Annotated in this window: 14 protein-coding genes and 2 tRNA genes; 10 read left to right on the top strand and 6 right to left on the bottom strand. The window is 26.8% G+C overall.

The window, feature by feature from the left end:
• Positions 1-12: 12 nt before the first annotated feature.
• The gene (locus QIA00_RS03225) at positions 13-1,059 is read left to right on the top strand and encodes an ABC transporter substrate-binding protein (RefSeq protein WP_316257438.1); all 1,047 of its coding nucleotides are present in this window, start codon (positions 13-15) and stop codon (positions 1,057-1,059) included.
• Between the two features lie 46 nt (positions 1,060-1,105).
• Here the strand turns inward: QIA00_RS03225 and QIA00_RS03220 are convergent, their stop codons facing one another.
• The 3 genes from QIA00_RS03220 to zwf form a co-directional block, all read right to left on the bottom strand.
• The gene (locus QIA00_RS03220) at positions 1,106-2,461 is read right to left on the bottom strand and encodes a Na+/H+ antiporter NhaC family protein (RefSeq protein ID WP_316257659.1); all 1,356 of its coding nucleotides are present in this window, start codon (positions 2,459-2,461) and stop codon (positions 1,106-1,108) included.
• 115 nt (positions 2,462-2,576) lie between these two features.
• Complete coding sequence (locus QIA00_RS03215; RefSeq protein WP_316257437.1) at positions 2,577-3,920, bottom strand: Na+/H+ antiporter NhaC family protein; 1,344 nt, start codon at positions 3,918-3,920, stop codon at positions 2,577-2,579.
• A 278-nt stretch (positions 3,921-4,198) separates the two neighbouring features.
• Complete coding sequence (gene zwf, locus QIA00_RS03210; RefSeq protein ID WP_316257436.1) at positions 4,199-5,635, bottom strand: glucose-6-phosphate dehydrogenase; 1,437 nt, start codon at positions 5,633-5,635, stop codon at positions 4,199-4,201.
• A 132-nt stretch (positions 5,636-5,767) separates the two neighbouring features.
• On the opposite strand from zwf, the gene QIA00_RS03205 reads away from it, so the two are divergent.
• From QIA00_RS03205 to QIA00_RS03180, 6 genes are all read left to right on the top strand, one after another.
• Positions 5,768-7,213, top strand: coding sequence for a nicotinate phosphoribosyltransferase (locus QIA00_RS03205; RefSeq protein WP_316257435.1), 1,446 nt, complete (start codon positions 5,768-5,770; stop codon positions 7,211-7,213).
• Between the two features lie 3 nt (positions 7,214-7,216).
• On the top strand, positions 7,217-10,456 hold the full coding sequence (locus tag QIA00_RS03200; protein WP_316257434.1) for a PD-(D/E)XK nuclease family protein: 3,240 nt from the start codon (positions 7,217-7,219) through the stop codon (positions 10,454-10,456).
• A gap of 5 nt (positions 10,457-10,461) precedes the next feature.
• On the top strand, positions 10,462-13,971 hold the full coding sequence (recB, locus tag QIA00_RS03195) for an exodeoxyribonuclease V subunit beta (protein ID WP_316257433.1): 3,510 nt from the start codon (positions 10,462-10,464) through the stop codon (positions 13,969-13,971).
• Entirely contained in the window at positions 13,968-15,806 is a 1,839-nt protein-coding gene (recD, locus tag QIA00_RS03190) for an exodeoxyribonuclease V subunit alpha (RefSeq protein ID WP_316257432.1), read from the top strand. Before recB ends, recD begins: the two co-directional genes overlap by 4 nt.
• Positions 15,807-15,843: 37 nt before the next feature.
• Positions 15,844-15,917: transfer RNA gene (locus QIA00_RS03185), tRNA-Asp, on the top strand.
• A gap of 149 nt (positions 15,918-16,066) precedes the next feature.
• Positions 16,067-16,381 carry a hypothetical protein gene (locus QIA00_RS03180; RefSeq protein ID WP_316257430.1) on the top strand — a complete coding sequence of 105 codons (315 nt, stop codon included), beginning with the start codon at positions 16,067-16,069 and terminating at the stop codon, positions 16,379-16,381.
• Positions 16,382-16,458: 77 nt separating this feature from the next.
• Here the strand turns inward: QIA00_RS03180 and pfkB are convergent, their stop codons facing one another.
• Positions 16,459-17,382 carry a 1-phosphofructokinase gene (gene pfkB / locus QIA00_RS03175; protein WP_316257429.1) on the bottom strand — a complete coding sequence of 308 codons (924 nt, stop codon included), beginning with the start codon at positions 17,380-17,382 and terminating at the stop codon, positions 16,459-16,461.
• Between the two features lie 88 nt (positions 17,383-17,470).
• Between pfkB and QIA00_RS03170 the strand changes: the two genes are divergently transcribed.
• Positions 17,471-19,342: a fructose-specific PTS transporter subunit EIIC gene (locus tag QIA00_RS03170; RefSeq protein WP_316257428.1), complete on the top strand. Its 1,872-nt coding sequence runs from the start codon at positions 17,471-17,473 to the stop codon at positions 19,340-19,342.
• Between the two features lie 20 nt (positions 19,343-19,362).
• On the opposite strand, the gene QIA00_RS03165 is transcribed toward QIA00_RS03170, so the two are convergent.
• On the bottom strand, positions 19,363-20,088 hold the full coding sequence (locus QIA00_RS03165; RefSeq protein WP_316257427.1) for a hypothetical protein: 726 nt from the start codon (positions 20,086-20,088) through the stop codon (positions 19,363-19,365).
• A gap of 80 nt (positions 20,089-20,168) precedes the next feature.
• Here QIA00_RS03165 and QIA00_RS03160 point away from each other — a divergent pair, with 80 nt between their 5' ends.
• Both QIA00_RS03160 and rnmV read left to right on the top strand, forming a co-directional pair.
• Positions 20,169-21,440 (top strand): M18 family aminopeptidase, encoded by a 1,272-nt coding sequence (locus tag QIA00_RS03160; RefSeq protein WP_316257426.1) that lies wholly within the window; start codon positions 20,169-20,171, stop codon positions 21,438-21,440.
• A gap of 2 nt (positions 21,441-21,442) precedes the next feature.
• Positions 21,443-21,988 (top strand): ribonuclease M5, encoded by a 546-nt coding sequence (gene rnmV / locus QIA00_RS03155; RefSeq protein WP_316257425.1) that lies wholly within the window; start codon positions 21,443-21,445, stop codon positions 21,986-21,988.
• Here the strand turns inward: rnmV and QIA00_RS03150 are convergent.
• Positions 21,970-22,041: transfer RNA gene (locus tag QIA00_RS03150), tRNA-Asn, on the bottom strand. The two genes, rnmV and QIA00_RS03150, sit on opposite strands and share 19 nt — an antisense overlap.
• Positions 22,042-22,059: the final 18 nt, after the last annotated feature.

Raw genomic sequence — 22,059 nt, 5'->3', positions numbered from 1 at the left:
AAAGGAGTACTTATGAAAAAAATTTTTATATTAATAGCAATTCTTACAACTTTTGCTTGCACTAACAAAGACACAATAACTTTAAACGTATTTAATTGGGCAGAATATATTGACGAGACTTTGCTAGATCAATTTGAGAAGGAAAATAATATAAAAATTAATTACGAAATCTTTCACAACAATGAAGAAATGATGGCTAAATTTAACAACACAAAGAATTACTACGATATAATAGTCCCATCAGAATATTTAATCCAAGAATTAATTGATGAAGGTAAAATTGAAAAATTAGATTACTCAAAATTGCCAAATGTAACAAAAAATATTACCCAAAATCTTACAAACTTGGAACATGATCCTGGCAATCTTTATTCAGTGCCAGCCTACTGGGGATTAATGGGAATACTTTACAATAAAACTAAAATAGATTTAAATGATATGCAGGGTTTTGACATATTATTTAATAAAAAATACAAAAAAGAGATTACAATGCTAGATTCCCCTAAAGACAATATTGGAGTTGCTTTAAAAAAACTTGGATACTCAATAAATGAACATGATAAAGATAAAATTAAAGAAGCAGGGGAGCTTTTAAAAATCCAAAATCCACTATTAATCGGATATTTTTCAGATGTGCCTGCAAAATCATTAATGCTAAATGGAGAAGCATCTATTCAACTCACATGGAGCGGCGAAGCACAAAACGCTATGCTAAAAGACAAAAACTTGGATTTTTATGCGCCAGAAAACACAAATCTATGGATAGATGCATTTGTAATTCCTATTGATGCTCCAAATAAAAACTTGGCTTACAAATTTATAAACTTTTTATATGAGAATGAACCATCTTATAAAAATTTTAAAGAAACTAGGTATAATTCTCCAAACAAAAACGTAATAAAAAGAATAGAAGAAGAGGCAAAAAACAACCCGGAAATGAAATTATATTTAGAAGAAAAATTTTTACCAAAAGATTTTTCAAAATTTGAAATTTTTAAAAAAATACCTAAAAAAATAAAAGAAGAAATCCTTAAAATATATTTAAATCTATCTTCTTGAATATTTAAATTCAAGACAACTTAAAAGCTTTTAAAATTTAAAGCTTTTAAGTTTTGTAACTATTTTTTAAAAAAGATTTAAATACTAATTTTATATCAAGTCCAATCAGAGATAAAGAAATCAATAAGACCAAAAATCCTTGATAAATTAAAAAGGGGAAAATGGCAAAAGGAGAAAGCTTGCCTTTTGTAAAATCTACAAGAGCTATAACATGCATACTATAAGGCAAAATGCTTAAAAAAAAGCACGAAGACATACAAAGTAAGGCCGCAATACGCTTTGAGTTTAAATTATTCTCCTTAGCTATTGATCTTACAACAGAACCACTCATTAAAATAGCAAGTCCATTATTTGCAAGAAACATGGTCAAAATACCAACTAAAACAACAATGACAAATTCAGAAGTTCTTTTGGACTTTGACAACTTTTGCAATTTTAAAAGCAACCAATCAAACCCCCCATACTTAATTGTCATATAAGAAATTCCACCTGTAGAAATAACAAGAATAAACATTTCCCCTAGGCCTAAAAACCCTTCATTGATTTTTTTAGCCAGCAATAAAAAAGTAATATCTGCGTAATAAATTCCAATAATGCCGGCAACAACAATGCCTAAAAACAAGGCTAAAAATACATCAAAACCTGAGATTGCAACAACCATAACAAAAACATATGGAATAATTTTAAAAAAATTTATCTCACCAGGCTCAATAATAAAACTGTCGGTCTTGCAATAATAAGAACCTAAAAATGCAAAAGCAATGCTTGCTAAAATTGCTGCTGGAAAGGTATAAAAAGCTCCATTTTTGAAAACATCAACAATATTAACCTTTTGAGTATGACTTGAAATAATAGGAGTATCTGATATTAAAGACATGTTATCTCCAAATGCACCAGCACTAAGAATAGTACCAGCAATCAATGGAAGCGGGATGTTTACCTTATCTGCAAGTTCCAAAGCAATAGGAGCAACAGCAACAACAGTACCCATAAAACTTCCAGTAGAAAAAGACAAAAAAAGAGTAATTAAAAAAATGCCACATACTATCAAATTCAATGGAACATATTTAAGGCCAATATTTACTACAGCCTCAACACTTCCTATTTCTTTACAAACAGCAGAAAAGGCACCGGATAACATAAATATTAAAGATATAAAAATAACATCTTGTTGAGCACATCCCTCAATGAATTTATTCATTTTTGCTAAAAAAGATCCTCTAAAAATAATAAATGTCAAAACAATAGCAATAAACATAGCAACTACGGGAGGCATTTGATAAAATGCCCTTTCTACACCATTAAAATAAAGAATAATTCCAGTGCCAATATAAATCCCTATAAAAAGAAAAAAAGGCATAAGTCCCCAAAAATTTGGAACTACATTAGTTTCTCTTCCCAACCTCAAATCTCTTTCCAATTTAAACCTCCTAAATCATATAACATAATTAAGAACAATTTATTCTAAATAAAATCAAACAAAATTAAACAATGCAAATCTTAAAATTTTCAAAATTTTATTTTTTTAAAAAAAATAAAAAAACTTTTTTTATATCAAGACCCACAATAGATAAAATAACAAAAAAAATTAAAAACCCAAAATAAACTAAAAATGGCAAAACACTAATTGGCGACACAAGTCCATTTGAAAAGTTAACTAAAATAATCATTTGAGCACCATAAGGAATAATGCCTTGAAAAATACAAGAGAACATATCTAAAATAGAAGCACTTCTTTGAACACTGATGTTATTTTCAAAAGCTATATTTTTTGCTACTTTGCCGCAAATAAGTATGGCAATTGTGTTATTAGCAAGAAAAACATCAACTATTGAAACAAAAGCCCCAATAGAAAATTCCGCTGAACTTTTCCCTCTAATTAAAGATTTTAATTTAACAAGTAGCCATTTAAAACCTCCATTATGAATCACGGCAAAAGAAACCCCTCCTGTTAAAATTGAGAGAAAAATTAAATCTGCCATATTTAAAAACCCTTTATTAATGTTTTTCATTACATCTAGAAAGTATAAATTACCATACAAAACGCTAATAAGACATATGGAAAAAATACCTAAAAAAAGAACTATAAAAACATTCATTCCAGCCAAAGAAAAAAATATAATTATTAAATAAGGCAAGGTTTTTACCAAATCTATTGAACTTTCATGTAAAAAGTTTGTGGTATTAGACAAATTTTCAGAAAGAAAGAAAAAAGAAAAAAAAGTTAGTATAGCAGATGGAAAAGCATAAAAACTGCTACTAATAAAAACATCTAAAATGCTGCTACCTTGAGTTCGACTAGAAACAATAGTTGTATCTGATATTAAAGAAAGATTATCTCCAAACATGGCCCCACACATTACAGATGCCGCTATCAAATTCGGATTAATACCACTTTTAACAGCAATATTAAAAGCAATAGGAGCAATTGCAACAATAGATCCAACAGAAGTACCAGCAGAAAAAGAGAGAAAGCAGGTTACAAAAAATATACCAGAAACAATCCAATTAGGATTAATATATTTAATTCCTAAATTTGCTACAGCTTCAACGCAGCCCAATTCTTTGCAAAGAGAAGAGAAAGCTCCCGAAAGCATAAAAATAAGACACATTAGTATAATATCGTACTGAGAAGCTCCTTTAATAAATATGTGAATTTTATCGGAAAATTTTCCTTTAAACACCAAAAAACAAACAATGGAAGCTAAAAACATTGCAACACTAGCCGGGAGTTGATAAAAGGCCATTTCTACACCAATAGCCACTAAATAAATTCCCGTGCCTAAATATATAATAATAAAAACAAAAAAAGGAATAAGTCCAAAAAAATTTGGCTGCCCTCTTACTTCAATATTTTCCATATACATCCTTTAAATATAAGCATTGTTTTTATAAAAAAGATTACTTATATTTTAAAATAATACCGCAAATTATTAATCGATGCATAAATTTGCAATCAAATCAAGAACAATAATCATCAACTATCCTAAAATATTTAAAAAGAAAAATAAAATTTATCAAAAACTTTAGGCACTCATTATAAATAAAACAAGCATTAAAAAGGAATAGGGATAAATTATATAAAAAATTCTATCTCATTTATCTATTTATCTATTTATCTATTTAAAAAACTAGAAAATTAAATTTTACGCCAAAAATGGTCTTTTTCTAAAATAGAGTCTATCTCTTTTGGTCCTTCAGAGCCATAAAAATAATTACAAATTTCGATATCTGCCCATTTATTTGCAATGTCTGAAACAAATTCCCAAGAACTTTCAATCTCATCACTTGTCGCATACAAAGTACCATCCCCTAAAAAAGCGTCTAACAATAAACGCTCATAAGCCTCATCAAACAATCTTTTAAATGTCCCGTGATATGAAAATTCCATATTAGCAGTTTGAATTTCATAATTATATCCGGGTTTTTTAGTATTGAATTTAATTTCAATTCCATCCCTTGGTTGAATCCTAAATATTAAAGCATTGGAAAAATCAACAGAACTATTGTTAAAAAGAGTAAAGCTTGGTTTTTTAAATTGAATATATATTTCTGAAAATTTCCTAGAAAGACCTTTGCCGGTTCTTAGATAAAAAGGAACACCAGACCAACGCCAATTATTAATAAACACCTTCATAGCTAAATAAGTTTCAGTATTTGAATTTCCTAAAAATTCTGTTTCATCTTTATAGCCTTTTTTAAAAACCCCTTGAACTTGTGAGCCTATATATTGACCTTTAACAATGTAATTCTTAATGTCTTCTTTGCTAATTTTTCTCAAACTTTTTAAAACTTTTACTTTTTCAGCATGAATAAACTCAGAATCAAATTTAATGGGAGACTCCATTGCAACAAGACTTAACAATTGTAAAATATGATTTTGAACCATATCCTTCAAAGCCCCAACAGAATCATAATATTCTACCCTTCCATCAAGACCCAATTCTTCTGCTACCGTAATCTGAACAAAATCTACATAACGATTATTCCAAATATTTTCAAAAATAGAATTGCCAAATCTAAATGTAAAAATATTTTGAACCGTTTCTTTACCTAAATAGTGATCTATTCTATAAATTTGATCTTCTTTAAAGGCAGAATAAAGCAAAGTATTTAATTTTTTTGCTGTCTCAAGGCTAGAGCCAAAAGGCTTCTCAAGAACTATTTTTGACAAAGCCAATCTTTCACTTAAAAAATACTTTTTCAAATGATTGATTATAGGTCCATAAAATGCAGGAGACGTCGAAAGATAATATATAGTTTCTCGACTTTTATCTAAAAATTTAAATAAATTTTTATAAGGCTCCTTTTCATTAAAATCGCCAAATACATAAACAAAAAAATTTAAAAAAATCTCAATCAAAGAATCGGTCTCTTCCTGCCATAAAGAATCTTTAATATACAATCTAAATTCTTTATCTGTAAAAATTTTACGAGAAAAACCAATAACTCTAAAATTACTAATACATTTATTTTTAAATAAATTAAAAAGTGAAGGAATAAGTTTTTTTCTAGACAAATTCCCAGTAACTCCAAAAATTACAATATCAAAATTAGAAACACTTTTTTCTTTCATAGAATTTAGTCCAATCTGGTCAATTTATTATATATCACAAAAAACATATTCATAAAGATTAGCAAGCAAAATTAAATATCATTTAATTAAATATCATTTTTTTACAAACAAAACTAGTATATAATAAGGAGAATGAAAAATCTATCACTATTTACAGATTTTTATGAAATTTCAATGATGAATGCTTATTTTACAAAAGGTATTAATCCTAAAGCAAAATTTGAAGTTTTTTTTAGAAAAACACCGTTTAAAAATGGCTATATTGTTTTAGCTGGAATGCACACATTAATTAATGAATTAAAAAATATTCGTTTTGGAGAAAATGAACTTAAATATTTAAAAAGCTTTAATATATTAGATGAACAATTTTTAAACTTTCTAGGAGAATTTCAACTAAACATAAAAATAAGCTCAATAGAAGAAGGTCGCCTAGTTTTTCCCTATACTCCAGTAGTCGTGATCGAAGGACACTTAATAGAATTATTATTAATAGAAGGATTGGTCTTAAATATAATAAACTTTGAAAGTTTGATAGCAACAAAAACCGCTAGAATAAAAGAATCTGGTGCAAAAATTTTAGCAGAACTTGGGTTAAGAAGAGCGCAAGGAATAAATGGAGCACTCTCTGCCAGCAAAGCTGCCTACATAGGAGGAGCAGATTTTACAAGCAATATGCTAGCTGGATATAAATACAATATACCAGTTACAGGAACAATGGCTCATAGTTGGGTAATGAGTTTTGAAAACGAAGAGCAAGCATTCAGAGAATATGCAAAAACATATCCAAAAAAAGTAAGTTTACTAATAGATACTTACGACACGCTTAACAGCGGATTAAAAAATGCCATTAAAATATTCAAAGAACTAAAACAGAAAGAGAAAAATAATTTTTCAATAAGAATTGACAGCGGAGATCTTGAATATTTAAGCAAAGCAGCAAGAAAAGAATTAGACAAAAATGGATTAAATCATGTAAAAATTATTGCATCTAATGAGCTTGACGAAAATATTATCATGTACTTAAATTCAATAAATGCGCCAATTGATATTTGGGGCGTTGGAACAAATTTAGTTACAGCAAAAGGAGATCCAAACCTTTCGGGGGTATATAAAATGATCTCTATAGAAAAAAATGGAAAATTTATACCAAAAATAAAAATATCAAATAACGTAGAAAAATCCACATTGCCTGATGAAAAAGAAATTGCAAGAATCTATTTAAATGGCCAAATGATCCTTGATTTTATATTTTTAAAAGAAGAAAAAGATAAAATCAAAAACCATCTAGATTCAAGAAAAGAATTTACTGTTTTTCATCCAATACAAGATAATATTTTCAAAACCATCAAACAATATGACGATTTTGAATTTCTAATTCACACTGTCTTAGAAAATAAGAAACTTAGCAAAGGATACGAGTCTAGCTTAACCAATATTAGAAATAAAACCAAACTTGACTTAAGCAAACTTGAACATACATACAGGAGAATAATTAATCCTCACATATATAAAGTAAGTATCAGCAAAAACTTAAGAAAGTTAAAAAACAAGCTCATAAAAGATAACAAAAACAATTAATATATGCATATATATAAAACTAACAAAGTAAATAAAATTTATAATAAAATTAAAGAACTAACTCAAAACGACAATATTTTTAAAAAAGAAACACTCATCATAGTAAAAAATGATCTCTTAAGAGAAGAAATTAAAAAAACTATAGCAAAACTAAATGGGATTTCTTATAATCTAAATATTAAAAAAAATGCCATAAAAAGCATATATGAAATTTCTTTTAAAAATCCCAATATAAAAAAATACATAGAAGAGAACACTTTTCCATTTTACTCGGAAACAGAAAAATTCATTTTATATAACATATTAAAAACTGAAAAGCTAAAATACATAAAAGATTTCAAATCAACAAAGAATAGATACTTTTTTGCATCAAAAATAATAGATTTATTCCACCATTATTACTCAAAATTTTCAAAATTAATTGAAACTTGGGAAGACAATGGATTTTTATTCCAAGAAGAAAATTTAAAACCCTACGAGAATATGCAAAGAGAACTATTTAAAAAGCTCTTTGAAAAGCAAAAAAATCTTTTAAACTTGCATAAAAAAATAATTCAAGAAAAACCAACAAAAAATATAGAAATTGAAATTAAAAAAATAATATTTATTGGCAATAACAGAGAGGTTGAAAAAAAAATTCTCAACTCTTTAGAAAAAATTTTTAACTTTGACGTGCATGTGTTAATTTTTGAAGATTTACTCAACTATAAATCTACTCTTGTTAAAGAATTGTTGTTAACAAAAACAAAAATTAGCCCAATAAAATATCAAGCTTTAGAAAAAGTAGATATTGAATTATTTAAAGGCAAAAATTTTTTAACAAGCATTAAAAATAATATCATAGCAAAAACTCCAATTTCAAAATTAGACGATAGCTTTAAAATAATAGAAGCTAAAAATCAAAAACGTGAGGTAGAAATTTTAACAAATCAAATAGTACACTCAATGCAAAAAAATAACCTAAAATTAAGCGACATAGCAATAACTTGTTTGCAAGAAAAATTTAATGAATATTTGCCATATATAGAAGAGTGCCTAAATAAATATGAAATCGAATATAGCGCTTTATGTTATAACAATTTATCAAGAGGAGAAAGCATAATAGCCTTAAAAAGGCTAATGGATCTTTTCATATCAAAAAACGGAACAATTAGCAATTTTAGTAGAAAAGAAATATTTGACCTACTAAGTAACAACAAAGTAATGAAAAAATTTAATATATCAACATCTGAATTAAACTATTTAATAGAATTTAGCGATGCAATGAACATCAGTTTTGGTGTAAACAGCACCCACAAAGAAAATCTAAACTATGATCAAACCTTTTTAAACTCGTGGGAAGATGGATTTAATCGATTTTTAATGTCTGAAATATTTGACGAAAAATACGAAGAAGAAACCCAAAAAGAAAGCATAAGATTCCAAGATCAAGAATCAATAATAAAGCTTATAACAATAGTAAAAAGTTTGTACGAAGATATAAACTATTTTAAAAATAAAGCATATAAAGTATACGAATGGGCAGAAATCATAGAAATTTTTATTCAAAAATATATTGACCTTGAAGACTTTAATACAACCGATGAATATTTACAAAATAAGATAAAATCCTTTAAAAATTTCCCCAAAGATTTAAATGACAATCTTTACAAAAACTATTTAAAAGAAATCAATGAAATAAAAATTGAATTTTATCTTTTTAAGATTATGTTTGAGGAAAGTCTTGAAAAAGAAAAATACGGAGTAATGTATAAAAAAAATGGAATATTGATTGCCAATTATAAAGAAATAGAATATCTTCAAAAAAAAGAAATTCATTTTTTGGGATTTCAAAAATTCAACTCTAATATAAATTATGATAATATGAATTTATTAAATGAATACTATGAGCATGAGAATACCGAAAAAGAGGCAATAGCGGCTCTTTTTAATTTAATTTTTGCAACATCAGGAAAATTTTACCTTTACTATTCATTTCAAGACAACTTAAGCCCAGAAATTAATACATCAAAAACAATAAACAAAATATTTGAACACATACAAAAATATGAAAAAAATTTTCAAATAGAAAAACATCCAAATGAAAACCACGACCTAGCATATTTTAAAGATGCAAAAGAAAATTATTTAATAAACTATGATCCAGAAGCATTTAATATCGCAAAAATACTACAAAATTCTAAACCAATTAGGTTTAAGCAAAATAAAATTAAACTAGAAAGCCCAATTAAACTAAATTTATACGAATTAAAAAGCGCCCTTTCTAACCCTTACAAACACTTTTATGAAAAAATTTTAAACGTTAAAATACAAGACATAAGATTGGAAAATGAAATCAAAGAAAAACAAGAAGAACAAATTTTCAGTGTTATTGAAATTATTTACAGACTTATAATAAATTCAACATTACTGCATGAATACATAATGGGGAAAAAAGATGATGCAAAAAAAGCAATAGAAATTATTAAAAACCACATTAGATATGAAATACAACAAGGAAACATTCCCTTCAATATAGACCAAAAAATGACTGTAAATAAAATCTTTAAAAAAATAAACAAATTAAAATACAATACTACTGAAAGCTTAAAAAAGCTTTCAGTAATGACAAAAAGTAAAATTAAATTTTGTCAAACAATAAAACTAAATTTTCAAAAAAAAAATATAGAATTTGAATTTAAAAAAGATATTGAGAATGTGTATAAAGTCGAAAACGATTATTTTTATTTAAATTTTGTAAAAAAAGACTATTGCAGTATCTCAGATAAAATAAAAAATGAAATAGATTTATATATAACAGGACTATTAATAAAAAAAGAAATACAAAACTTTAATTCATTAACAGAAGTAAAAATTGATCTTGAAAACTTAACTGCAAAAACAACTATTTGTTATCATCACAAAGAAATAATAATTGATGACATTGAAAATATACTTATGCAATTTGCATACATATCAAGCTATCCAACTCCAATTTATCAAAGCTTGATAATTAAAATTTTAACAAAAACAAATCAAAATAATTTTTCAAATTGTTTTAAGAATTTCATAAAAATGCAGATAAAAAATCCTTCCAAAGCTTATTTCACAAGCAAAGCACACGAGAGATTTTTAAAAACTAGTGAAATAACACTCTGCGATTACTATAACAGATTTAAAGACACTCATGATTTTAAGTTAGACGAAAATTTATTAATATTAATAGAAAAATTTTACATTAAATTCGTAAGGACAAAAAATTAAAATTCATGGACAAAATCCTAGAAAAAATTCAAAATAACACAACAATATTAATAGAAGCATCGGCGGGCACCGGCAAAACTCACATACTTGAAAATGTGGTTATAAATTTAATCAAAACCAAGATGTACTCTATAAATGAAATTTTGGTATTAACTTTTACAAAAAAAGCCACAGAAGAAATGCATACAAGAATACTAAAAGTAATAGAAAATGCTTACTCTAACTCAAAAGCAAATGAAATTTTAAAAGAAGCTTATGAGCAATCAAAAAAACTCTTTATATCAACAATCAATAAATTTGCATTACATGCCTTAAATAATTTTCAAATTGAAACAGAAAATTACTCCAAATACAAACCTAAAGAAAAATTTTCAAAAGAAATAGATGAAATAGTTTATGACTTTTTAAGAAAATCAGACAGACTGATTCAAACTCTTGATATTAAAGACTACGAACTTAAAGTATTTAAATCTGACGCCAAGAAAACAGAAGAGATTGTTTTAAAAATAAAAAAAGCTTACGAAAGAGACACAACTCAAGAGCTTGGGGATTGGCTTAAAACCCAAAAGGCATTTGAAAACATTCTTCTTAAAAAGGAAGAGCTGATCAAAGATTACAACAAAATAATAGAAGACTTAGATAAAATGACAAAAGATGAAATATTAAGTTTTTATAATAAACATATTCAAACTGGTAAACTTGAAATAGAATACTCTAAAGAAAACGACATATTCAAAATAGCAGAAACATTATTAAAAAATAAATTTTTTTCAACTCTAATAGAAAAAGAAACTAAAAAAAATTCTAAATTATCGCCTAAAGAACTTAAGATTAAAAATGATTTAATCTGTTTGGGAATTAATATTAAACATGAAAAATATAAATCAGAGGACAATAGAAATAAAAATAGAAACAATTTAAAGCAATATGTTATTTTAAAAGTTGAATACAAAATACTAAAGTATATAGAAAAAGAATTAGAAAAAATTATTAAATCAACAAACACAATAGATCAAAATTACATAATTTCAAATTTAAAAAATCACTTAAAATCAGAAGACAAAAAGCTTCTAAATGCAATTAAAAATCGATACAAAATCATTTTAATTGATGAGGCACAAGATTTAAGCTTAATACAAATTGAAATATTTAAAATATTAAAAAAAGCAGGAATAAAATTAATATTCATAGCCGATCCAAAACAGATAATATATTCCTTTAGAAAAGCAGACATTTCATTTTATAACAAAGAAATAAAAAATAAAATCAATACAAACGCCAGAGTTGTATTAAAAATAAATCACAGATCAAGTAAAAAACTCATTGAGCCTTTAAATAAAATTTTTAATAATATATACAATAATGCAATAGCCGATGAAATTGAAAAAATTGAATTTACCAATTCACTTCCAAATCAAAAAAACGACAATAATAAAATTGTCATCGGCGAACAAGAAATAGAAGGAATCAATATAATAACCACAAATACAGAAAACGAAGAAGACATTTACCAAAAAACAGCATTAACAATAAAATATTTGCTTGCATATGGGAAAATTGTTCAAAACAATACAATTAGAAATATTAAAATGCAAGACATTAAAGTACTTTGCAGAGGCAAAAATGAAATCAATTTAATAGACAAAGCATTAAAAAAAGAGCAAATTCAAACAAACAAAACTCAAGAAAACTTTTTAAAAACCAAAGAATTTAGCGAAATTTTTTATATTATTAAGTGCTTAGACCGAAAGCAAAACTTTAAAACCTTAAATTATATCCTAAGCAGTAAAATATTAAATGTGCCGTGGAATTTACAAAGAATTTTAATCAAACAAGACAAAATTCACCTTATAGAAGAATTTATTGAAAATATAACAGTTTTGCTTGAAAAAAATGAAATAACATTAGTAAATGCAATTAACAAAATCACATTCGAAAAAAATTTGTGGATCAAAATTGCAAATATTACCAAAGATCAAAAAATTATTGAATGGGCAAAAAATAAAATAAATTACAAAGGTCTTCTTATTAAAGAAGGTAAGCTTGAAAATTTAAAAACCTATGAAACAATACTTGAGATCATCTCCAAAATATATTATAAAGAACAAAACATACAATCTCTAATCTCTACTTTAGAAAGCCTAATAATAAACGAAGAGCCTGAAGAAATAGAAGAAAAAACAAATAATATAAATAATGATAATGAATCTATAGAGCTCATGACAATACACAAATCAAAAGGGCTTAGCATAAATATTGTGTTCTTAATAAATACAACTCCAATAGAAAATAGCAATTTTTTTTCAAAAAAAAATCAATTTTACAAATTTTATCAAGACGGAAAAATTGAATATGATTTTTTTAAATTGGAAGAAAATAAAAAACATGCAAGACTAAAAATACTAAGCGAAGAAAAAAATATATTTTATGTGGGAGCAACAAGAGCTAAATTTGCTCTTTTTATTACAAAAATAAATAGCATAACTAGCAAATTATTAGAAATAGCAAAAATTTTTACTGTTGATGATATTAAACATGACTTTAACATATATGAATTTATTGGACAAAAAAGATTCAATAAAAAAAAAGACAATACAAATGTAAATATAAAATTAATTCCACCAAAACCAATAATTAAAAACATGTTTAAAAAAGAATATACATCTAGTTTTTCAAGTTTAACAGCACAAGCTCATCATAAAGCATTTTATGAAAACTATGATTTTAAAAATATTAACTATGAAAAAGATACAGAACTGGATTACGAGCCTGAATTAGAAGAGACCTTACCCAAAGGAAAAGACAGTGGAAACATTTTACACGCTGCTATGGAGGAAATAATCTTTAGCACAGCAAAAGATACATTTGATAATTTTAAAAAAAATAACATTGAAATTATTGAAAAACAAATACAAAAAATTAATCCAAATCTCAATACAATAGAAATACAAAATTCATTAACTAAAATGATTTACAACATATTAACTTATAATATAAGAGCAATTAATACTCGGCTGTGTGATATTGAAGAATTACAAAAAGAAATGGAATTTTTAATAAAAATAAATCCTGAATTTCAAAAACAAAAATATCTTTTTGACAAACACTTTGAAGATCTTCACATAAAACTAAACGATGGATATTTAAAAGGAATAGTAGATCTCATATTTAAAGCTAATAATAAAATATATATCCTAGATTATAAAACAAACTATCTTGGAAAAGATAGGGATGATTATAATATAACAAATTTAGAAAATACAATAAAAAAAGAATATTATGATTTGCAATATAAAATATATGCTCTTGGGATAAAAAAAATATTATTTAAAAACAAAAAAGAATATAATCAAAAATTTGGTGGAATAATATATCTTTTTACAAGAGCATTTAAAGACAATGTTGAATGCTTAAAATCAAAATTTGAAAATGGTATTTATTTTAATCTTCCAAAATTTAACGACGTTGATTTAGATAAAATCATATTGGAGTTAAGCATTAAAAGATACTTATGAGAGATTTTTTAGTATTAAGAGAATTTTTAAAAGATAAAAACAAAAAATTTTTAACCCCTGAGCTTAAACTTTATGAAATAATTGAACTTTTAAATATCAATAAAAAAAATTGTTATAAAGCACAAACACTTGCAAAGTCCACAAACAATGAAGATATTGTAATATTTTTAATATTTTTATTTAACTACTTTGATAAAGGCCACCTAAGAGCTGACATAAATCTATTAGCAAAAGATATTCAAAATACAATAATATTCACAAAAGAAAACCTAGAAAAAAACAATAAAAGTTACAACAAATTAATAAAAATGCTAAAAGGGCTAGAAACATTTGGAAATCCAGAAACTATTACGTATATTGTTTTTCTTTTAAAGAAAAACAATATACTAATGGAATTTAATAATAATAAGCTTAAAATTACAACTCCCCTAATTTTGGAAAACAATATCTACATTTATACTCAAAAAAACTACAGAGAAGAAGAAGAGTTAATAAAACAAATCATAAAAAGATTAGAAAACCATAACAGCAAATTAAATGAAAATAAAATACAAAATATAATATCAAATTTAAATACCAATAATTTAAATAAAGAGCAAATTACATCAGTAAGAAAGGCATTAAAAAGCAATTTCTTTCTATTAAGCGGAGGCCCAGGAACAGGCAAAACTACAACTATTAACTATATTTTAAAAGCAATTAACAAAACATTAAACAAGAAAAAAAAAGGATTAGTAGCAATTGCAGCCCCTACAGGAAAAGCTAGTCTAAGGCTGCAAGCAAGTATCGACTATTCATTCAAAAATTTAGAAATAGAATGCAACACAATCCAAAAATTATTGGAAATCAAATTTATAAACAAAAAAAATCTATATGATGAAGAAAATCAATTAAATTTTGACGTAATAATAATTGACGAAGCTTCAATGGTAGATGCATATACTTTTTTAAAACTGCTAAAAGCAACTCCAATAACCACTAAATTAATAATGGTAGGAGATAAAAATCAACTCCCATCAGTAAACGAAGGAAATGTATATTCAAGTCTTTTAGGATTAAAAAAAATAAATAACAATAATGTAGAAGATCTTAAAGAAAATTTTAGAAGCAACAAAGAAATAAATTTGCTCTCAAAAGCAATATACAAAGAAGATAGTACTTTGATTTGCAAATACATTAATAACAATAAAAATATTCAACTGAAAGAAATAGAAAAAATAAACTTAAAAAAAGATCTAATAGAATATACAAACAATTTATATAAAAAAATACCCACTTTTAATCTTAAGTTACTAAAAGAATCAAAAATTGAAACAATACTTGAAACTTTACTTGAAAATATCATTTTAAGTTCAAAAAATTTTGGCAAATTTGGAACTAAAACACTAAATGAAATAATAAAAACTTACCTAAAAAAGACCTATGGAAGCTTTATTGGCCAAATAATAATGATAACTAAAACTGACTATAAAAATAAATTATTTAATGGAGAACGGGGTGTTATTTTTAATGAAAATTCTAAATTTTATGCTTTATTCCAAAGAAAAGAGGAAAAATATAAAAAAATAAATTTAGATTTACTAACAAATTATGAATTCAGCTTTGCCACAACAATACACAAAAGCCAAGGATCTGAATATAAACATATAAAAGTAATATTAGAAAATAACCCTTTTTTGACAAAAGAACTTATGTATACTGCAATAACAAGAGCCAAAGATAGCTTAGAAATAATTTCTAACAAAGAAACTATCATTAAGCTAAGCAAAAAATCTAGCAAAAGAGATTCAAAAATACTAGAACACATAAACTCATTTAAAGAAATTGACAAATAAATTAAAAACTACTATAATCTTTTAAAAGAATGGCTTTGGGGGCGTAGTTCAGATGGTTAGAACGCCTGCCTGTCACGCAGGAGGTCGCGGGTTCGAGACCCGTCGCTCCCGATGATGAATTTTACATTTTATCGTGTCAGCAGCTTTTCTTTTAGAATCTATTAATATTATGGCAAGTTTAAAAAAAATTTACAAATATCTAATTTAAAAGTTGTAATTTAAGCGATTAAAAAAGAAAAAATATATAAGGAGAATGTAAAATGAATCTAAAAAAATATCTATTTTTCACTGCTTTGCTTTTGATTTCAACATCTGTTTTTGCACAAACCAAAACAATAACAAAAGAAAATGTAATTCCAAATGGAAAATTAAGCCAATTTGGAGTAGAAGAAATCTGTCCAATATGCGGGTATGTTAACTGTATTTGCGATGAGAAAACTACAGAAATCGCTGCAAAAATCTCTCAATCAAATACAACCACCAGCCTATTTGCAAGCATGGCTATAGTTGCATTGCTAGTAGTAGCTACAGGATTAGCCTTAGTAAAAAAGAAATTATATAAATCAAAAATTTAAGCAAACTAAACTTTACTGTAGCTTTTCAAAAGCTACAGTAAAGTTTTAAAACACTTCTTAAGCTTATTTTTAAAAGATTAAGAAGTGCAAATATCCTCAATCCTAATCTCACAAAGCATCTTTTTAACATCTTGAAATTCGCAAAGATTACCTTTTAATGCCGTAGCTGCACCAGCTGCAACACCAAATTTAAATGAATCTTCCAAAGTACTTCCATTATCAAAAGCATATACAAATCCTGCAATCACAGAATCTCCTGCTCCAATGGTACTAACAGAATTAATCTTTGGAACAAAAGCCCTAAAAGCAACATTTTTAACGCCAATAAAAATAGCACCGTCACTTCCCATGGAAATTATAATGTTTTGAACCCCACTTTCTACAAGATTTTTTCCGATTTTAATCAATTCTTTTGTAGAGTTAAATTTAACATTAAAAAGATCTTCAAGTTCATAAATATTGGGCTTTATCAAAAAGGGATTTAATCTAAGAATTTTTTGCAAAGGTTTGCCACTAGTATCAATGATAAGTCTAACATCATTAGAAATGCTATTAGCTATTTCATTGTATGCATTCTCACCAAGAGCTGAAGGAACGCTTCCTGACATCACTAATATACTATTATTTGTTAAACTTTTAAGTTTATCTTTCAAAAGTTCAAATTCATTCTCAGAAATATCTGGAGAATTGGCATTAATTTCTGTTTCTCTGCCATTTGCTATCATTTTAATATTTAATCTTGTATCATACTTTATTTTAATAAAATCGTTTTTTATGCCCCTAGAATCAAGAGAAAATCTTATATAATCACCTGTAAAACCTCCCAAAAATCCTAAAGCCGTACTGGGTTTTCCCAAATTTTTAAGAACAGTGCTTACATTTATTCCCTTACCACCAGCAAAAAAATTGTTATTTAAAGCATAATTAAGACTTTCTTCCTGAAATTCTTTTAAAACTATTTTATAATCCACAGAAGGATTGAGTGTTAGAGTATATATCAAGATAATCTCCTTTGATTTATAAAATCAATTAAATAAATAGTAAAATTTAATAAATTTATATACTATATGATATATAAAGGTGATTATTATGCAAAATTTATTTTCAAAAAACCTGATTGTTTTAAATTACAATGCAACTAGCAAAGAAGACGTAATTAGAAAAATGGCTAGCATGTTCAATGAAAATGGATATTTAAATGACATGGAGGCATTTATAAAAGAAATTAAAAAAAGAGAAGAAATTAACGGAACAGGCATTGAAGAGCATATTGCTATGCCCCATGCAAAAGGTAATTTCATTAAAAAACACGGAATTGCTATTTTAAGAGTTGTTGGCAATGGTTTTGACTTCAACTCTTCTGACCAAAAGCTTTCAAAACTGTTTTTTATGATGGCTCTGCCCGAAGAAACTTCAAGCAATGCACACATAAAAGCTATATCATACCTAAGTAACACTTTTAGCAACAACCTATTAAGACATGAACTTATGAACACAAACAATGAAGATAGATTTTTAGAAATAATTATGAATAATGATAATATAAATGAATCTAATAATTTAAATACAAAGAAAGATTTCATTCTTGCCGTAACGGCATGTCCTGTGGGGATAGCTCACACCTATATGGCAGCAGAAAGCCTTAAAAAAGCAGCTTTGGAATTAAATATAAACATAAAAGTAGAAACAAATGGATCTAGTGGAACAGAAAATCCAATAACAGAAGAAGAAATAAAAAAAGCAAAGGGAGTCATTATTGCATCTGGCAAAACTATCGATAAAGAAAGATTTAGCGGAAAACCTTTAATCGAAGTGGGAGTAAAAGACGGCATACACAAAGCAAAAGAGCTTATCCAAACAATTCTTAAAAACGAAGCACCAATTTACAACAAAATCAACACAAACAAAACCGCCAAAACTCTCCAAAAACAAAACAAAAGAACAGGAATTTATAAACATCTAATGAATGGGGTCTCATTTATGCTTCCATTTGTAGTCTCAGGAGGAATAATAATAGCAATATCATTCATGTTTGGAATCAAAGCATTTGACATAAACGATCCAAGCTACAATAAAATAGCAGATATTCTGATGCAAATCGGCGGTGGAAGCGCATTTGCTTTAATGATCCCAATACTTGCTGGCTATATTTCATTTAGCATAGCAGAAAGACCGGGGCTTGCACCCGGAATGATTACAGGACTAATGATGAGCAATGGAAATGCAGGATTTCTGGGAGGCATTTTAGCAGGATTTATTTCAGGCTACGTTACACTAACTGTAAAAAAAATATCTGACAAAATAATTCCTAACAACTTAAGAGGAATAAATCCAGTATTAACTTATCCTTTTTTATCAGTTATAATTTCAGGAATTTTGATATATGTAACGCTTGGCCCAATATCTGTTATTAATAGCTCAATAACAAATATGCTAAATCAACTTAGCGGAACTAATATGGCAATACTTGGAGCATTGCTCGGAGGAATGATGGCAATAGACATGGGAGGACCTGTAAATAAAGCTGCATATGCATTTGGAATTGCAATGATAACTGCAAAAAATTATATTCCTCATGCAAGCATAATGGCAGGAGGAATGATACCTCCTATAGGAATTGCCCTTGCCACAAGTTTATTTAAAAACAGATTCTCAAAAGAAGAAAGAGAATCCGGAAAAGTTTGTTATTTTTTGGGAGCATGCTTTATTACAGAAGGAGTAATTCCATTTGCAGCAGCAGATCCTTTAAGGGTAATACCTGCATGCATACTAGGCTCATCTGTAGGAGGATTTGTTTCTGCACTTTCTAGGGTAGAAGTTATAGCGCCACACGGTGGAATATTTATTCTACCAATAGTAGCAAAACCATTAATGTGGATAACATCTATACTAGTAGGATCTGTTATAACAGCTGTTTTAATAGGAATTTTTAAAAAAGAATACAAGAATATAAACGATTAAGTTTATATTCTTTAGCCCAGTCAATAAACTAATCTAAGTTTTATTGGAGATTCAAGACTTAATCCTTTAACCATGTCTATCTCAAACTTTAGTGTGTTTGAGTTGATTTGCTTAAATCCAAATTGTTCTTGAACATTTCTAGAAGTTTTAACTATAAGATTAAGTTTAGAGTTGTCAATAAGTTCGTTTGCTTTGGAAGTAAAATCCGATAAAAAATAAACCAAAACATCTTTATATTCCTTGGCAGACATTGGAACCTCATCCGATGGCAAAAGAGCAGCAAGTGCATCACTAATATATTCTTTATTTTCATTAATATTCTTAGTAGCGTTTTTCAAATTAATATTAAGTTCAATAATATTTTTACCGTCTTTTTTTTCTATCTTAAACACAGATACATCAGTTTTTTTCATATAGTCGCCTAAAATTTTAATTAAATTATCAAACTTAACAACTAAATTAATAGAATCTCCTTGGATTTTAATACTCAAAAGCCTAAGTCCAAGCTTTTCCTCTCCATTTTTAAAGTATTTTTTTATTTCATCTACAGGAAAAAGAGGCATATTTGCAATTTCTTCTCCTACCAAAGTTGTTAAGAGTTCTTTTCTAATTTTTTCAAATTCTCTATCAACATTAATAAATATTGAAACAATACCACTAATATCATCATTTAACTCAATTTCAACATTAGAACTACAAGCAAAAAAAATAACCAATAAACTCAAACTAACAAAGCACTTTCTCATAACAAACTCCTAACTAACAGTTAAAAACTATTATAATAGAATATATAGATATAAAGCAATAAAATTAAAGGAGAACACCTATGGTGCATGATAAAACACTAGAACCAAAATTTTTTCAAAACCTGCTAGACAATAGCCCTACCCCCTATCACCTAGTAAACTATATTGAAGAGAAATTAATAAAATATTTTAATGCACAACAATTAAAACTTGATGAAAAATGGAAAATTAAAACAGGATCATATTACATAAAAAAAGAAGGAACTAGTCTTATTGCCTTTAATATTGATGTGAAAAAAAAATATGAACCGTTTTTAATAGCAGCAGCACATACAGACAGCCCAGGATTAAAATTAAAAATAGATGCAACAGAAAAAACAAGTGGCATGCTTTACAACCATATTGAAGTTTATGGTAGCCCAATAATTTCTACTTGGATTGACAGAGACTTAAGCTTAGCGGGAATTGTATATTTCAAAAAAAATGAGAATATTGAATCAAAATTAATCAATATTGAAAATATAGGAATTATTCCAAACCTTGCAATCCATTTAAACCGACAAATTAACGAAGGATTTAAATACAATACTCATGACAATTTAACAATAATAAGCAGCACTAAAAAAACAATAAAAGATACTGTCTTAGAACAACTTGGAATAGAGTGTAAAAATTTTTTATCTTGTGATTTAATATTTACAGAATCACAACCCTCTAAAATAATAGGAACAGAAGGAGAATTTTTGGCTTCTAAAAATCTTGATAACAAATCGGGATGCCACGCAATCATGAATGCTTATGTTCATACAAACAATAATAAAAATAAAATAGCTGTATTTTTTGACAACGAAGAAATAGGATCTTTAACTTCAAGAGGCGCCGATTCAAATTTTTTATCAGAAGTTCTAGAAAGAATCGATCTTGCTCTTAATTTAACCAGAGAAGAACATTTAATAAAAACAAACAAATCATTTAATATCTCGATTGACAGCGTTCACGGCATTCATCCGGGTTATACCTCTAAACATGATCCAAACTATCAAGCAAATTTGGGTAAAGGCCCAGTTGTAAAAACTAGCGCTAATTACAGATATGCAACAACTTCAACAGGATTTGCAAAATTAAAAAATTTGGCTATTAAAAATAATATTAAGATTCAAGAAATAATAATGAAAGCAAATATTCCCTCAGGCACAACAATTGGTCCAATTTCAAATGCAAGAACAGGAATAGAAACCATTGACATTGGAACACCAATGTGGGCAATGCATTCCCTACGCGAAACAGTATCAATAGCTGACCACATAGAAGCAATTAAATTGCTAAGAGTTTTCTTTGAAAAAGGAATTTAAAATTGGAAAAAATAAAAGAAATAATTGTAGTTGAGGGAAAAGATGATCTTAAAAGAATCAAAGAATCTTTTGATTGCATAGTAGTAGAAACAAAAGGATTTGCTTTAAAAATTGAAACTATTAAGTTGTTAAAAAAAGCCTTAAAATACAAAGGAATAATAATATTAACAGACAGCGACAAATCTGGAAATATTATTAGACAAAAAATAGTCAAACATCTAGGAGAAAATAATAAAATCAAACATGCATATCTTAATACTAAAGACACTGAAGTTGAATCGGTAAATAAAACAGAAATAATAAATATACTTAAAAGAGTTGGAACTTTATCTAAAGATAATCAAAAAGATTTATTAACATTAAGCGATTTGTTAGAACTTGGCATAATAGGAGAAAACTCAAAAGAAAATAGACAAAAAATACAAAAACAGCTTTGTTTAGGAGATGGAAATAACAAAAAACTCTTAGAAAGACTGAATTACTTTAAAATAACAAAAACGGATCTAAAAAAACAATTTGCTTTAATTAACTCCCCCAGAAGGACTTGAACCTCCGACCTAGTGGTTAACAGCCACCCGCTCTACCACTGAGCTATAGGGGAAATTGAACACTAAAAACA

Origin of the sequence: Borreliella americana (assembly GCF_032595795.2) — a bacterium.
GTDB lineage: Bacteria > Spirochaetota > Spirochaetia > Borreliales > Borreliaceae > Borreliella > Borreliella americana.
The sequence above is the reverse complement of the archived record's forward strand: the minus strand, read 5'-3'. Positions and strand labels throughout refer to the sequence as shown.

Coding starts and splice junctions, on each gene's coding strand:
- QIA00_RS03170 (WP_316257428.1), top strand. CDS start 17,471: ATGCAAAATTTATTTTCAAAAAACCTGATTGTTTTAAATTACAATGCA.
- zwf (WP_316257436.1), bottom strand. CDS start 5,635: ATGAAAGAAAAAAGTGTTTCTAATTTTGATATTGTAATTTTTGGAGTT.
- QIA00_RS03165 (WP_316257427.1), bottom strand. CDS start 20,088: ATGAGAAAGTGCTTTGTTAGTTTGAGTTTATTGGTTATTTTTTTTGCT.
- QIA00_RS03205 (WP_316257435.1), top strand. CDS start 5,768: ATGAAAAATCTATCACTATTTACAGATTTTTATGAAATTTCAATGATG.
- QIA00_RS03200 (WP_316257434.1), top strand. CDS start 7,217: ATGCATATATATAAAACTAACAAAGTAAATAAAATTTATAATAAAATT.
- QIA00_RS03215 (WP_316257437.1), bottom strand. CDS start 3,920: ATGGAAAATATTGAAGTAAGAGGGCAGCCAAATTTTTTTGGACTTATT.
- QIA00_RS03180 (WP_316257430.1), top strand. CDS start 16,067: ATGAATCTAAAAAAATATCTATTTTTCACTGCTTTGCTTTTGATTTCA.
- recD (WP_316257432.1), top strand. CDS start 13,968: ATGAGAGATTTTTTAGTATTAAGAGAATTTTTAAAAGATAAAAACAAA.
- recB (WP_316257433.1), top strand. CDS start 10,462: ATGGACAAAATCCTAGAAAAAATTCAAAATAACACAACAATATTAATA.
- QIA00_RS03160 (WP_316257426.1), top strand. CDS start 20,169: ATGGTGCATGATAAAACACTAGAACCAAAATTTTTTCAAAACCTGCTA.
- QIA00_RS03225 (WP_316257438.1), top strand. CDS start 13: ATGAAAAAAATTTTTATATTAATAGCAATTCTTACAACTTTTGCTTGC.